Origin of the sequence: uncultured Salinibacterium sp., from assembly GCF_963974405.1 — a bacterium.
Lineage (GTDB): Bacteria > Actinomycetota > Actinomycetes > Actinomycetales > Microbacteriaceae > Rhodoglobus.
Genome location: NZ_CAXBBH010000001.1, coordinates 449,842 through 462,604, shown reverse-complemented (window position 1 = coordinate 462,604; position 12,763 = coordinate 449,842). Strand labels below are relative to the sequence as shown.

Annotated in this window: 15 protein-coding genes; 8 read left to right on the top strand and 7 right to left on the bottom strand. The window is 61.2% G+C overall.

Annotated features, from left to right (window positions below):
- Nucleotides 1–34: 34 nt before the first annotated feature.
- Together AACZ26_RS02255 and AACZ26_RS02250 are read left to right on the top strand one after the other, a co-directional pair.
- Nucleotides 35–499 (top strand): GNAT family N-acetyltransferase, encoded by a 465-nt coding sequence (locus AACZ26_RS02255; RefSeq protein ID WP_339618775.1) that lies wholly within the window; start codon nt 35–37, stop codon nt 497–499.
- 59 nt (nt 500–558) lie between these two features.
- Nucleotides 559–1,299: a sulfite exporter TauE/SafE family protein gene (locus tag AACZ26_RS02250; protein ID WP_339618774.1), complete on the top strand. Its 741-nt coding sequence runs from the start codon at nt 559–561 to the stop codon at nt 1,297–1,299.
- Nucleotides 1,300–1,433: 134 nt separating this feature from the next.
- Here AACZ26_RS02250 and AACZ26_RS02245 read toward each other — a convergent pair whose 3' ends face one another.
- The 4 genes from AACZ26_RS02245 to AACZ26_RS02230 form a co-directional block, all read right to left on the bottom strand.
- Entirely contained in the window at nt 1,434–2,933 is a 1,500-nt protein-coding gene (locus AACZ26_RS02245; protein WP_339618773.1) for a catalase, read from the bottom strand.
- On the bottom strand, nt 2,930–3,391 hold the full coding sequence (locus AACZ26_RS02240) for a Fur family transcriptional regulator (RefSeq protein WP_339618772.1): 462 nt from the start codon (nt 3,389–3,391) through the stop codon (nt 2,930–2,932). Before AACZ26_RS02240 ends, AACZ26_RS02245 begins: the two co-directional genes overlap by 4 nt.
- 124 nt (nt 3,392–3,515) lie before the next feature.
- Nucleotides 3,516–4,094, bottom strand: a complete 579-nt coding sequence (locus AACZ26_RS02235; protein WP_339618771.1) for an RES domain-containing protein — start codon at nt 4,092–4,094, stop codon at nt 3,516–3,518.
- Nucleotides 4,094–4,543 carry an antitoxin Xre/MbcA/ParS toxin-binding domain-containing protein gene (locus AACZ26_RS02230; protein WP_339618770.1) on the bottom strand — a complete coding sequence of 150 codons (450 nt, stop codon included), beginning with the start codon at nt 4,541–4,543 and terminating at the stop codon, nt 4,094–4,096. Before AACZ26_RS02230 ends, AACZ26_RS02235 begins: the two co-directional genes overlap by 1 nt.
- Nucleotides 4,544–4,739: 196 nt before the next feature.
- On the opposite strand from AACZ26_RS02230, the gene AACZ26_RS02225 reads away from it, so the two are divergent.
- From AACZ26_RS02225 to AACZ26_RS02210, 4 genes are all read left to right on the top strand, one after another.
- A complete protein-coding gene (locus AACZ26_RS02225; RefSeq protein ID WP_339618769.1) occupies nt 4,740–5,366 on the top strand; it encodes an ATP-binding cassette domain-containing protein in 627 nt (208 codons plus the stop codon).
- A gap of 49 nt (nt 5,367–5,415) precedes the next feature.
- Nucleotides 5,416–5,997: a hypothetical protein gene (locus AACZ26_RS02220; protein ID WP_339618768.1), complete on the top strand. Its 582-nt coding sequence runs from the start codon at nt 5,416–5,418 to the stop codon at nt 5,995–5,997.
- Nucleotides 5,998–6,063: 66 nt separating this feature from the next.
- Nucleotides 6,064–6,300, top strand: coding sequence for a hypothetical protein (locus AACZ26_RS02215; protein WP_339618767.1), 237 nt, complete (start codon nt 6,064–6,066; stop codon nt 6,298–6,300).
- 16 nt (nt 6,301–6,316) lie between these two features.
- Nucleotides 6,317–6,718 carry a hypothetical protein gene (locus AACZ26_RS02210; protein WP_339618766.1) on the top strand — a complete coding sequence of 134 codons (402 nt, stop codon included), beginning with the start codon at nt 6,317–6,319 and terminating at the stop codon, nt 6,716–6,718.
- Between the two features lie 57 nt (nt 6,719–6,775).
- On the opposite strand, the gene AACZ26_RS02205 is transcribed toward AACZ26_RS02210, so the two are convergent.
- Together AACZ26_RS02205 and AACZ26_RS02200 are read right to left on the bottom strand one after the other, a co-directional pair.
- The gene (locus AACZ26_RS02205) at nt 6,776–7,783 is read right to left on the bottom strand and encodes an Abi family protein (RefSeq protein WP_339618765.1); all 1,008 of its coding nucleotides are present in this window, start codon (nt 7,781–7,783) and stop codon (nt 6,776–6,778) included.
- Nucleotides 7,784–7,990: 207 nt separating this feature from the next.
- Nucleotides 7,991–8,824 carry an aminoglycoside phosphotransferase family protein gene (locus AACZ26_RS02200; protein WP_339618764.1) on the bottom strand — a complete coding sequence of 278 codons (834 nt, stop codon included), beginning with the start codon at nt 8,822–8,824 and terminating at the stop codon, nt 7,991–7,993.
- A gap of 156 nt (nt 8,825–8,980) precedes the next feature.
- Between AACZ26_RS02200 and AACZ26_RS02195 the strand changes: the two genes are divergently transcribed.
- Together AACZ26_RS02195 and purL are read left to right on the top strand one after the other, a co-directional pair.
- Entirely contained in the window at nt 8,981–9,376 is a 396-nt protein-coding gene (locus AACZ26_RS02195; RefSeq protein WP_339618763.1) for a hypothetical protein, read from the top strand.
- Nucleotides 9,377–9,522: 146 nt separating this feature from the next.
- Nucleotides 9,523–11,775 (top strand): phosphoribosylformylglycinamidine synthase subunit PurL, encoded by a 2,253-nt coding sequence (gene purL / locus AACZ26_RS02190; RefSeq protein WP_339620615.1) that lies wholly within the window; start codon nt 9,523–9,525, stop codon nt 11,773–11,775.
- 27 nt (nt 11,776–11,802) lie between these two features.
- Here the strand turns inward: purL and AACZ26_RS02185 are convergent, their stop codons facing one another.
- On the bottom strand, nt 11,803–12,759 hold the full coding sequence (locus tag AACZ26_RS02185) for a Gfo/Idh/MocA family oxidoreductase (protein WP_339618761.1): 957 nt from the start codon (nt 12,757–12,759) through the stop codon (nt 11,803–11,805).
- Between the last annotated feature and the right edge of the window lie 4 nt (nt 12,760–12,763).

Below are 12,763 nucleotides of genomic sequence, written 5' to 3'. Positions count from 1 at the left end.
AGGCATAGTCAGCCGCGCACACTAGGATTCTGACGTGGAAGACACTTACGAACTTGAACTCCGTAGCGTTCCGTTTGAGCACGCTGACTCCGTAATGCTTCGTTCCGCGCAGCGGGCTGAACTCACTGCGCGCTACGGAACCGAAGACAGCGAACCCGGCGTAAAGCCCACCGCTGACTCGGTAGTGGTGTTCCTTATTGCCTACGTCGATGGCGTTCCTGCCGGGTGTGGTGGGCTTCGCGAACTCGATAATGACCGTTTCGAGATCAAGCGCATGTATGTCACGCCAGCCCAGCGAGGCACCGGCATTTCAATTGCCGTGCTCAAGGGGCTCGAAGAGTGGGCCCGCGCCCAGTCGGCGACGCAGCTCCTGTTGGAGACGGGCACAGCCCAGCCTGACGCGATGCGCTTCTATGAGCGCGAAGGCTACGGGCGCATCGAGAACTTTGGTGACTACGTGGGCGAACCCCTCAGCGTCTGCTATTCCAAAACGCTCTAGTTCGCGCCGTTCGGCCACTGTTGTCTGCGGCGGTTAGACAAGCACTCTAGTCTTGATCAGTGCTTGCTCTCGTCGCGCTCTCCGTTCTCGTGGGGGCACTGTCGCAACGCATCACCGGAATGGGCTTCGCGCTCGTCGCTTCACCGCTCGTCGTCATCCTGCTTGGCCCCTTCGACGGCGTTCTTGTCGTGAATCTGTGCGGTGTGGTGTCGGCGGCGCTCATTGTGCCGCGCGTGTGGCGCAACATTGAGTGGCGCACTTTCGCGTGGCTGGTCATCCCGGCAGTAATCGCCATTGTGCCTGGCTCGCTTCTTGTCACTCGGCTGCCGGGCCCGATCACACAGTTAAGCATTGGCGTGCTGGTGATTGTCGCGCTCACGGCGACTCTGATGATCCGGCGCACAACATTCGTGGCGGCGGCCCGCCCGGCGGCGATCGTGGCTGGCGCAGCATCCGGATTTATGAATACTGCTGCCGGCGTTGGCGGCCCCGCGATCAGTATTTATGCGGTGATGATGCGGTGGCCTCAAGTGAAATTCGCGGCAACCCTGCAGCCCTATTTTGTGGTTGTCGGAACGGCATCGCTCGTTACTAAGAGTCTGTTCTCTGACGGCGCTCTTCCCCAACTGGATGCCCTGAGTTGGCTCGTGATTGTGGCTGCGCTCATTGTCGGGTTGGTGCTGGGTGAGGTGCTCAACTCTCACGTCAGCCACCGGGCGGCGCGCATCGCGGTCGTCATCATCGCCTACGTCGGCGGGGCGGTTGCGATCATCGATGGGGCTCTGGCGCTCGCGGGCTAGCGCTCTCGCACGTCAGCTCTCGCGCATCCCAGCGGTTGCCGGCGCTGTTTTAACGAACGGATGCCCGGCCCCCACACTCGGGACCGGGCATCCGTTGTTCGACTCCGCGTTAGCGCAGACGAGTCACTGCAGTGTTACTCGGCGGGGCCGACTCCGACGGGGTCGGCTTCTTCGTTGGCGGTGTCGCCATTGCCCGGAACGGTCTTGCGCAGGGTGGCGCCGAGTTCGGCATCCACGCTGCCCCAGTACCAGTAGAAGCGCTCGAGGATCTCGGGCACGGTGATGCCGCGGCCCTGGCCGGTGAGGGTTTCGATGAAGCGCTTCTTGGATTCTGCGGAGAACACATCGCGGTAGAGCGTTCCGGCCTGGCCGAAGTCGTCGTCTTCAGAGTGCAGTGTCTGGGCGCTGCGCATGAGTTCGCCGTCGCTTGCCCAGCCGCCTTCGCCAGCGAGCTCGGGCTGAGCTGCTGGTCCACCGAACGAGTTCGGCGTGTAGACGCGGTCAGCGGCGTCGCCAATCTTGTAGTTCATGGCGCCTTCGTGCTGGTAGTTGCGCGCTTCAGAGGCGTGAGGCTGGTTGACGGGGAGCTGGTTGTAGTTGGCTCCGATGCGGTTGCGCTGGGCATCCGGGTAGGAGAACACACGCGCCATCAGCATCTTGTCGGGGCTGATGTCGGTGCCGGGAACCATGTTCGACGGCGAGAACGCTGACTGTTCAATCTGCGCGAAGAAGCTCTCCGGATTGCGGTTGAGCGTGAAGTGGCCGACCGGAATCAGCGGATAGTCCTTGTGCGACCAGACCTTGGTCATGTCGAAGGGGTTGAAGCGGTAGGTCTTTGCTTCTTCGTACGGCATGATCTGAACGGAGACATCCCAGGTGGGGTAGTCGCCGTTAGCGATGGAGTCGAAGAGGTCGCGACGGTAGTAGTCGGCGTCTTCTCCGGCGATGCGCTCGGCATCCGCAGCTTCCATCAGCTCTACGCCCTGGCGGGAGTGGAAGTGGTACTGCACCCAGAAGCGCTCACCGGCGGCGTTGATCCACTGGTAGGTGTGCGAGCCGTAGCCGTTGAGGTGACGCCATGACTTCGAGAGTCCGCGGTCACCCATGAGGTACGTGACCTGGTGGGCGCTTTCGGGCGAGAGGGTCCAGAAGTCCCACTGCATGTCGCCGTTGCGCAGGCCGGAATCGCCCATGCGCTTCTGCGAGTGGATGAAGTCGGGGAACTTCATGGCGTCGCGGAGGAAGAACACGGGAGTGTTGTTTCCGACGATGTCGTAGTTACCTTCGGTGCTGTAGAAACGCAGTGCGAAGCCACGAACGTCGCGCCAGGTGTCGGGCGAACCCTGCTCACCGGCGACGGAGGAGAAACGCAGAATGGTTTCGCTCTTGGCGCCCTTTTGGAAGACGGCGGCCTTCGTGAATTGCGAGACGTCTTCGGTGACGACGAATTCACCAAATGCTCCACCGCCCTTGGCGTGAGGGTTGCGCTCCGGCACACGCTCACGGTTGAACGACGCAAGCTTCTCGACCAGAAAACGGTCGTGGAGTGCTGTTACGCCATCAGGACCCGTGGTGAGCGAATGTTCGTCGCTCGCAATGGGTGCGCCGGCCTGGGTAGTCGTGGGTTTGGTCACGATGTCTCCTTTGTGTGGGGGTGGATGATCGATACGTTCTGGCAATCGGGGCAGACGCCCCAAAAGTTCACTTCGGCGGTGTGCACAGTGAAGCCACCGGCATCGGAGGGGGCGAGGCACGGCGCGTGACCGACGACGCAGTCAACGTCACGCACGGCACTGCATTCGGTGCACACGATGTGGTGGTGATTGTCGCCAATGCGGCGTTCATAGAGGGCGGATGACCCTGCCGGTTCGATCTTGCGCAGCAAGCCCGCCGTCGTGAGTGCAGCCAGCACTCCGTAGACGGCTTGGATCGAGGTGCCGGGCAAACTCGGCAGCACAGCCCCGAAGATCGTGTCGGCATCCGAGTGCGGGATGTCGGTGAGCGCGCTCAGCACAGCGACGCGGGACTCGGTCACTTTCAGACCGGCCTCTCGCAGAGTGTCGGCGAGCGCCGCATCCGTCACTGTTTCCATGGTTACGACCGTATCAGTTGTTTTGAATAGATCAAGACAACTTGCGCGTGACGCTATCCGCTTTGCGCGCTTCTCGGCCTCCAGCAGGCGCGTTGCAGGCTAGATGCTGGCTGAACGACCTTCGTCAAGAAACGAACTGTCGAACGAGGGAGCTTGCGGCGTCCACCACTGCGATATGAGCCACGTCAAGCGGTTCGACAGACTGCAATCTGAGCGGAAAGGGCTCTCCAGGTTCAATCCAGATCGCCATTACAGGCCACTGAGCTTTCCAAGCGGACCACCAGCGAATTCCAGCCCATCGCTTGCTTCCATCATTCCTGCGCTCACGAAATATCGACAGCGCAAGCCCTTGGGTGTAAGACGGATTCTGAATTACTACCTGTGTGGGCCTAAGCGACATTTCAACCAAAGTATTCGCGTCATCGAGGTCTCGAAGGGAGATTCCATCCGGCACTGAAAAAGTCGCGAGTGCGAACCTCCCGCCAGGCAGGTAGCCTACGTCAAACATACTGTCGGACCATTCGGGAATGCGTGCGAACATTTCTGCGATCGCGCCCTCAGGGGATGCCGCAACATAGACAATTTTGTACTGGTCGTAATTGTCCCAACGACCTGTCGTCTGTCTAGGAAAGATATAGGTTGGGTGGCCTGAACCCCCAATGGCTGCCGCCGGGTCGTAGCCGAAAACGCGGTATACCAGCATCAGGAATAACTACCCGCAGTCACTGCATCCAAAGCGTCGATCACGTCCCGGCTTCCATATTGACGCAGCACATCAATGGGTCGCGCACCCCCCAAGAACGGCTCGGAACCGACGAGCCATCGCTTAGACACTTCGCCGCCCCAGACCAGGGACGCGCGCGCGATTACATGGTCGAGATCGACGAGAAACGCTCCCGTGTCCGCGCTAGGGCTCTCCGCACCCTTGAGCCACTTGCTAGGCTGACCCCTTGAAACATTCAGCAATTCCGCGAGCTCTCGTTGACTCCCGAGGCTATCTATAAGAAACTCAACTCGCTGCTGTGCTTGAAGAAGCTTTCCAACTCGTTTCGGCGCAGATGCCCCAGTCTTCGACGCGTATTTCTTGGGGCGAGTCGGCCGCTTCTCCTTGGGTACGTCTTCGATGATGATCGCATCGAAGATGCCCGGCATGGATTTGAACTTCGAGAATGGCATAATTCGGCCGTCTGACATCCTGATCGCAGGTTCGGAGTCCTCATGCACCCAGAATGACCCGTTATCTCCCGCGTGCTTAAAAACAATCTGCCCATTCTCGCTGTGAGTAGTTGACTCCACGCGATTTCTATTTTCGGCCACAGCGCCAATATACACCCTACAAATTTGTAGGGTGTATGTAATTGAGCACCTCGACCGGGTCGAACTGCGAGCGATGGGTAACTCGATCGGGCACGTCAACCCGCGTCATCCGCTTCACGCACCCCTCACGATTCGGGGTGTCGTACTCACTGGCCTCACCGGATCCCTCGAGACTCCCCCGCGCTGGGAACCCACCGCGCAGCAGACCCAACGCGCGGCAGAACTCATCGAACAGATGGGGCTGGCAGGCAAGGACGCCCACCGGTGGCCGACGCTGTCGCAAGGAGAACGCGGCAGAGCACTCATCGCGCGCGCACTGATCGCCGAACCCGACCTGCTGCTTCTCGACGAGCCCAGCACCGGGCTGGATGTCGCGGCGCGCGAGCAACTCCTCGAAACCATCGATGCGCTCACCCACAGCTTTCCGCGACTGGCCTCGATTCTCGTGACGCATCACCTCGAAGAACTGCCCTCCACGACATCCCCTGCCGCACTAATTGCAGACGGGCGGATCTCGCAGGCCGGGCCAGCCGAACAGGTGCTGACCACCGAAAACGTGACGACCCCCTTCGCGCATCCGATCCGCGTCGGCCAACACGATGGGCGCTGGTTCCCGCTGCCGGGTCGCAAACGTGCGCTCGATCTCGCCGCGGTCTAATCCCGGCGACCATCTAGGCAGAATCACCGTCACGACGTAAGGTGAGCAAATGCCACGTCTACGCAGTGTCTTCGTCTTGTCGGTTAGCGCCGCACTTCTGGCGGGATGCGCAGCGGTAGCGGATGACGGCGCTGCCGCTCCGGAACCATCGCTATCCACTTCCCCTTCTCCCGCCGCCACGAAGGTGGATTCTGCTGCTGTCGCAAAGGCCGACTCGTGGCTCGACGGCGCGATACTGCCGCCCGATGCCGTGCTCTCCGAGAGTATCCCGGCAACCACACCACCGTTCGCATACTCGTACTATGCGTGGCCGTGCTCGCCTATGGAGACGCGGACGGGATATTGGAGCATCGCGGGTGCGGACGTAATCGACACTGCGAACTGGCTCAAGGAGCACCCGACCGCGGGGCTAATTGACCCCGGGGCGCTACCGCTTTCCGGCGGGCCAGAAATAGACAGCGCGACCCTCGGCAACGTTCCTGAGCAAGATTCCCTCGAAGGCATCGCCTTCACAGTGAACCGCACCGCGGACGGAGTCGCCGTGCGCGCGGAGATCGGCGTCTTCACCGAGGACACCGTCTGCCCAGAGCCTCCCGACGGCGGTCGCTGGGGCGGGCCCGGGCAGGGCTAACTGCGCCAGCGGCGCAGGCACCCTTCGACCCTCACCTACTTTCATCCACTCGTGGAGAACACAAACATGCGAAACCGAATCTGGGCAGTGACGAGCGGACTACTGGGCGCCGCCATTCTGGTGCTGCTGTTCTTCCACGGCATTGAGTACGGCACGTGGATCGACGAAGCGGGGCCGCTCACGGCTTCACCACCGACGTTCCTACTCCCATTTGCGATTGGCGGCATCGCCGGAATCCTCATGATCGGGGGCTTCGCGGTCAGCTTGTCTGGGCTCAACACCGAGTCGTCTCTCGATGCCTGACGCTTATGGTTACCCCATGAAGACGCGAAGACTACTGCCGATCGCTGGCGTGATCATTGCGGTCGTGGCCTTGGCGATCCTTGCGGGGCGTTGGATCGACATCGCCATCTGGGGCGCCGACGGCGCTCGCGTCATCGACACGACGAACCAGCTCCTCCGCGCTGCATCCTCAGGTGATCAAGACGCGCTCGCGTGCGAAGACTTTGCAGCGGGCTTTGGTGACGCGCAAGCCTGGAACGGATTGCGCGCCGGAGAGCCCGAACAGTTCTATGCCGACGCCTCTTTCGACCGGCCGTCGCTCGATGCCTCCTGGAGCATCAACCTCGAAGGATGGAGCGGGACCAGCGACGTGAGCCCGATTTTTGTCTTCTATCGCGAGAGCGCAGAAGGTCTGTGCGTAGCGGACGTCAGGTGGTGAACGATGGGTGCGGGAATGGATAGCTAAAGGTGCGCACTGGAACTAGTGGTCCCTCCCCTACCTGCCAACCCAAGGTTTCGTTGTGCGCCAGTCGTCGGGGAAGCCCATCTCCCGAGTTGAACGCCTAGGCATCTCGTCGAGCGACTGGCCCGCTAGCGCGCCCACCTTGTGGACCCAAGTCGAGCCCGGTGATGTCGTCTGGAGAATCTTCGCGATGACCGCGAGAGCGCCGAAGATGCTCTCGCTCTGTCCCTTTGGCAGGCCCTCGAGGCCCTCAATTGTTTTCATAGCGGCGGTTGGGGCTGGGACGACCGTTCGGTTCCAGAGTCTCCCATGGTGTGCTGCAATATTACGGACGACTGACAGTTGTTCGAGCCAGCGAGCCAGCGGATGGTTCTTGAGAGATTTGTTCCGCTGATTCCCGGTGACTTTGTCTAAGTCGATGTGTAAACCTAGCCCGTCGGCTACCGCGTATTGATCGCTAACCTTCATGCCCTCAAAAAGTTTAGAGACATCGGAGAAATCGAGAATGTCGACCAGAACCCAGATGGGGATTACACCGCTGCGCTGGTTTTGGTGATGCTGAATGGAGGGGGACCGTCTGGAGGCCCGGGTCACGCGTCTATCCACATCCGAAAGCCAGCCTTGATGATCGAAGGTGTCTCGAAAAGTGGATGGGATTTCATAGGAGAGTGGCCCGTGAGCGCCGAGCACGTAACTGACTTGGCTGCGGAGCGCCACTTCTACACGTTCGACACCATCGTGCAGAAGAGTGCGAAGCTTGCGATCAAATTCGTATAGGTCTGTGATTGACGAAAACGTTGTTCCGGCTTCAAACTGATCCGAGCGGCTGACTTTGCCATCTTTCGATACGGCTATTTGCCGATAGATATACCAGTAGCCGCTGAGCCGGTAGTAGTTCACAGAGCGGAGCCAACGTTCCGGTTCTCCATCAATTTCGAGGCCACGAGTTCTCAGTAGATCGACCTGCTGATCGATCGTCTGATACTTCTTAGAAGTGGCGGCCACAGCCTGATTCTGCCATGTTAAAGAAATCCAGCCCACACCAGAATACCGGGCGGGCTGAACGATTACATACAAACTACCATGCCCCTCCGACAAGTGGGCAGTGAGGTTCCGCGACAAAGAATGTTTCGCAATCGAACCCCCTTACGGGCATCCGCATAGGCGCCTGCTGTCGGCCGTAACAACAGAGGCCCACGCTCATAGCTGCATTCAGGTCGACGTCGAACGGATGCCGAGAACGCACAGTCAGCTGACGCAGAGCAGTGAGGTCCAGTCGTCCATACGCGCGCGGAGAGTGCTCTCAGTGAGGTCGCTGTATCCGATACCGCGATAGTTGGGGGCCCAGGATTCAACGCGAGAGGCCGACCGGGCGGCAGCCACCAGATCCCACGCATGGATGTCGGGAAGGGAATGCCCCGATTCACGCTCGTACTCGGCGAGAAAATGATCTGCTGCGTCGACGGAGCCGAGGAGCACGAGGTCGAGGCGGCACCATGACACATCCAAGCCGCGTGGAGCACTGCGAGCGCCCGACCAATCGACGACACCGGTGAGCGTGTCGCCCTTCCACATGGCATTTCCGCACCAGAAGTCGTAATGGGTGAGAACGTGGTCGGCCAGGTCAAGCTGCTTCCACGCTTTGCTCCCAAGCACCTCTATCGTGCTGTCACCGCGCGGCGTTTCCCAAGACAGGGTTCGGAGGCCGACACTGTCGAGTTGATGGATCTGCGCCAATACCGCCGCCATTTGCCCCGCAATACTCTGCAGCGGCAAGTCGGATGAGGGCGGGCCGCCAGCGACCAGCGAAGTGACAATGAACGGGCAGTCGCCGAACTCGCCTGTGGCGATGAGCCGAGGCACACGATCGCCCAGAGCGGCGACCCAATCGAGGATCTGTGGCTCATGCACGACCGCATCGTCCAATGGCGGAAACACTCTGACGACGTACTCGGTGGTCGAGTCCGCGACCACAAGCGTCGTCGCGTGCTGTCCGCCAGCCAGCGGGCGCACGAGCGTGACCGTGCGCCGCAAAGTTTCCGACACCGCCGCGATAATGCCATCCGTCTCCACAGCCGTCATGTGACTCATACTCGCATGAGCGGAGGGTTGCCAGAAATGCAGCCAAGCACATCCACCGCAACCTCTCGTTGGAGTAGTTGCGTGGTCCCCTTCAACGTCATCCTCGTAGCCACCAGCGGCACCCTGCAGAACCCCGGCAGCAGATAATATTGCACAATGAGCGGACCTGAGGGCGCGTGGGGAGCGGTGCTCGAAACGATGTCGTGGGTCGGACTCGTCCCCGGCATCCCGCTGCTGATTTTTGGCTGGATCATGGCCATGCGGGCGTGCAAATGGGTCAAGACAAGTGCCGAGGTTTTCGAAGCCGGTGGCTTTCAAGGCTTTCGCTGGTCCGATGGCGATGGCAGTCAGCACTCCATCCTTCACGAACCATCCGAGGCTCCGATCATGGATGTCGGCGCCCAAGTCGATCTGTACTACGACGAGTGCCATCCCTCTCGGTGGAGTCTTGCGCGGCCCCGCCGCATGAACGGCGCCGTCCTCCTCGGCTCGATCCTCACCGCAATCGGCCTCTTGAGCATCGTTGCGGGGTTCATCCTGATGCTGTTGTGACCCGCTGAAGTGCGCCCGCGCACCTAGGTAGACTGGAGGCGGCCGGCGTGAGCACCCCGGCATCCATAATCTTCTGGGAGAAGCCCCTCGTGACTGACGTCTCAACCAATTCCCGCCAGCATGTTGCCGACACGGTATCGAACGCGATGGCTACGCCCGAGAAAGAGCAGCCCTACGGCGCCCTGGGGTTGAAAGACGATGAGTACGCGAAGATTCGCGAAATTCTCGGCCGCCGCCCCACCAGCGGTGAGCTCGCCATGTACTCCGTCATGTGGAGCGAGCACTGCTCCTACAAGTCCTCCAAGAACTACCTTCGCCAGTTCGGCAAAAAGGTCAGCGAGAACATGTCGAAGAACCTCATGGTCGGCATGGGCGAAAACGCTGGCGTCATCGACGTCGGTGAAGGCTGGGCTGTGACCTTCAAGATCGAAAGCCACAACCACCCCAGCTACATCGAACCCTTCCAGGGTGCCGCAACCGGTGTTGGTGGAATCGTCCGCGACATCATCTCCATGGGCGCCCGCCCCGTTGCTGTCATGGATGCGCTCCGCTTCGGCGCCATCGACAACCCAGACACTGCTCGCGTAGCCAAGGGTGTCGTCTCGGGCATCAGCTTCTACGGCAACTGCCTCGGCCTTCCCAACATCGGCGGCGAAACCTACTTCGACTCCGTCTACCAGGCCAACCCACTCGTCAACGCACTAGCCGTTGGAGTGCTGCGCCACGAAGACCTGCACCTCGCTAACGCTCGCGGCGTGGGCAACAAAGTTGTGCTGTTCGGTGCCCGCACCGGTGGCGATGGCATCGGCGGAGCATCCATTCTCGCCTCCGATTCCTTCTCAGAAGGTGGCCCCACCAAGCGCCCCGCCGTTCAGGTCGGCGACCCCTTCGCCGAAAAAGTACTCATCGAGTGCTGCCTCGAACTGTTCCAGGGAGACCTCGTTGAGGGCATCCAAGACCTCGGCGCTGCCGGCATCAGCTGTGCAACGAGCGAGCTCGCCTCTAACGGTGACGGTGGCATGTTCATCGAACTCGAGAAGGTACTGCTGCGCGACCCCACCCTCACAGCAGAAGAAATTCTGATGTCCGAAAGCCAAGAGCGCATGATGGCGATCGTCAAGCCTGAGAAGCTCGAAGGCTTCCTCAAGGTCGTCGAGAAGTGGGACGTTGAAACCAGTGTGCTCGGTGAAGTCACCGATACCGGCCGTCTCGTCATCAACTGGCACGGCGAAGAAATCGTCAATGTCGAGCCCCGCACCGTCGCCATCGATGGGCCCGTCTACGACCGCCCCGTCGCCTACCCCAAGTGGATCGACAAGCTTCAAGCCGACACCGCCTCCGGACTCGCCCGCCCCAAAGACAGCATCGAACTGCGCGACCAAATGGTGCAGTTGCTCGCAAGCCCCAACTTGGCCGACAAGAGCTGGATCACCGACCAGTACGACCGCTACGTGCTCGGCAACACCGCACTGAGCTTCCCGGATGACGCCGGCATGGTCCGCATCGACGAAGAAAGTGGCCTCGGCTTCTCTGTCGCGACCGACGCCAATGGCCGTTTCTGCCAACTCGACCCCTACGCCGGAGCCCAACTTGCTCTTGCTGAAGCGTTCCGCAACGTTGCCGCCACCGGCGCGAACCCCGTCGCTGTCAGTGACTGCCTCAACTTCGGCAGCCCCGAGAACCCCGAAGTCATGTGGCAGTTCAGCCGCGCCGTCGAAGGTCTCGCCGACGCGTGCCTCGAGATGGAAATCCCCGTCACCGGCGGAAACGTCTCCTTCTACAACCAGACCGGCGATGTGCCCATTCACCCGACCCCCGTGGTCGCGGTGCTCGGCCTGATCCGTGACGTTGCTGAGCGCATCCCGAGCGGTTGGCAAGACGAAGGCAACAACATCTACCTGCTCGGCACCACCTCGCTTGAGCTCGACGGCTCGGCCTGGGCCGGCACCATTCACAACCACCTCGGTGGCCTACCGCCCAAGGTTGACCTTGCCGCCGAGCGCCAGCTTGCCGATCTCATCAAGGCCGGCAACGAGCTCAACATCATCGCCAGCGCGCACGACCTCGCCGATGGTGGGCTCGCTCAAACTCTTGCCGAGTCCGTCATGCGCTTCGGTGTTGGCGCCCGCGTCTGGTTGGGCGACCTGCTCGAGCGTGACGGAATCGACGCCGCCACCGCCCTCTTCAGCGAATCGACCGGCCGCATGATCGTGTCGATCCCTCGCGAAGATGACGTGAAGTTCCGCGGGCTCTGCGAAGGCCGCGGCTACCCCGCCGTGCGCATCGGAGTCACGGATGCTGCCGCTCCCGCCCTCGAAATCCAGGACCAGTTCACCCTGACCCTCGAAGAGCTGCTCACCGCACACCGCGGAACCCTCGCGGAGGCCTTCGGCGCCTAAGCCTCACCCGCCGCGAAGCCGGCAGCGTCAGACCGACGCTGCCGGCTTTACGCGTACCGGGATGCCCAACTCGAGCGATTTCGTTGCCGCCAAAGCCACCTCAAGAGCAGCAACCGCCGCCGCTGGAGGACACCACTCGGGAGCAACCCCCTGTGCGACGCAGTCAAGGAAGTACTGCCACTGCCGGGCATATGGATCCTCGGCAGCTTCGGCGTTCTCCAAAGCCTCCGCACTCCCGGCGGCAAAGTCATACCGGGCAACTCCCGCAGTTCCGCGCACCTCAATAGAGCTGTGGAACGGCTCATCAGTGGGCAGATCGGCAAAACTCCGCACGACACCAACCGCACCGCTGCGGTATCTAATCGTCGTCTCGATGGGCCCAAACGGCACCGGTCCTGTCGCCGTGACCTCGACCGGGTCACCCAGTAGAAGATTCAGCTGGTCGATGTCATGGATGCCGAAGTCGACCAGAATGCCGCCCGCCTGCGAATAGTTGCGAAGCCAGTCCGACCACTCCGGTCTGCTGCCGGCACGAACTGCCTGCGCCGAGAGTGGTGCGCCGATCTTCCCGGCTGCGATGTCGCGAGCGAGAAGGCGATAGCCCTCAAAGAATCGCACCACATGCGCCACCATGAAGATCGTTCCGCTGCTCTCCGCGGCATCGCAGATCGCGCGACTGTCTTCGAGCGTCAATGCAATTGGTTTCTCGAGCAACACATGTTTGCCCGCGGCCAAAGCGCGCACTGCCAGCTCGCGATGACTGCCCGAGGGAGTGCAAATTGAGACGACGTGAACGTCGGGATCAGAAAGCACGATCTCAAGGTCATCCACTACTGTCGCGCGCGGAGCCGCCTCAAGAGTTGCCCCGAGCGTGCGCGCCACAACGTAGCGAATCTGCTCGGCTCGACCCAGCGCTGCGAGCGCCTGCGCATGGGCGGTGCCCATCACGCCACGGCCGACAATCGCTATCCCGAGATCTGTCATTGTG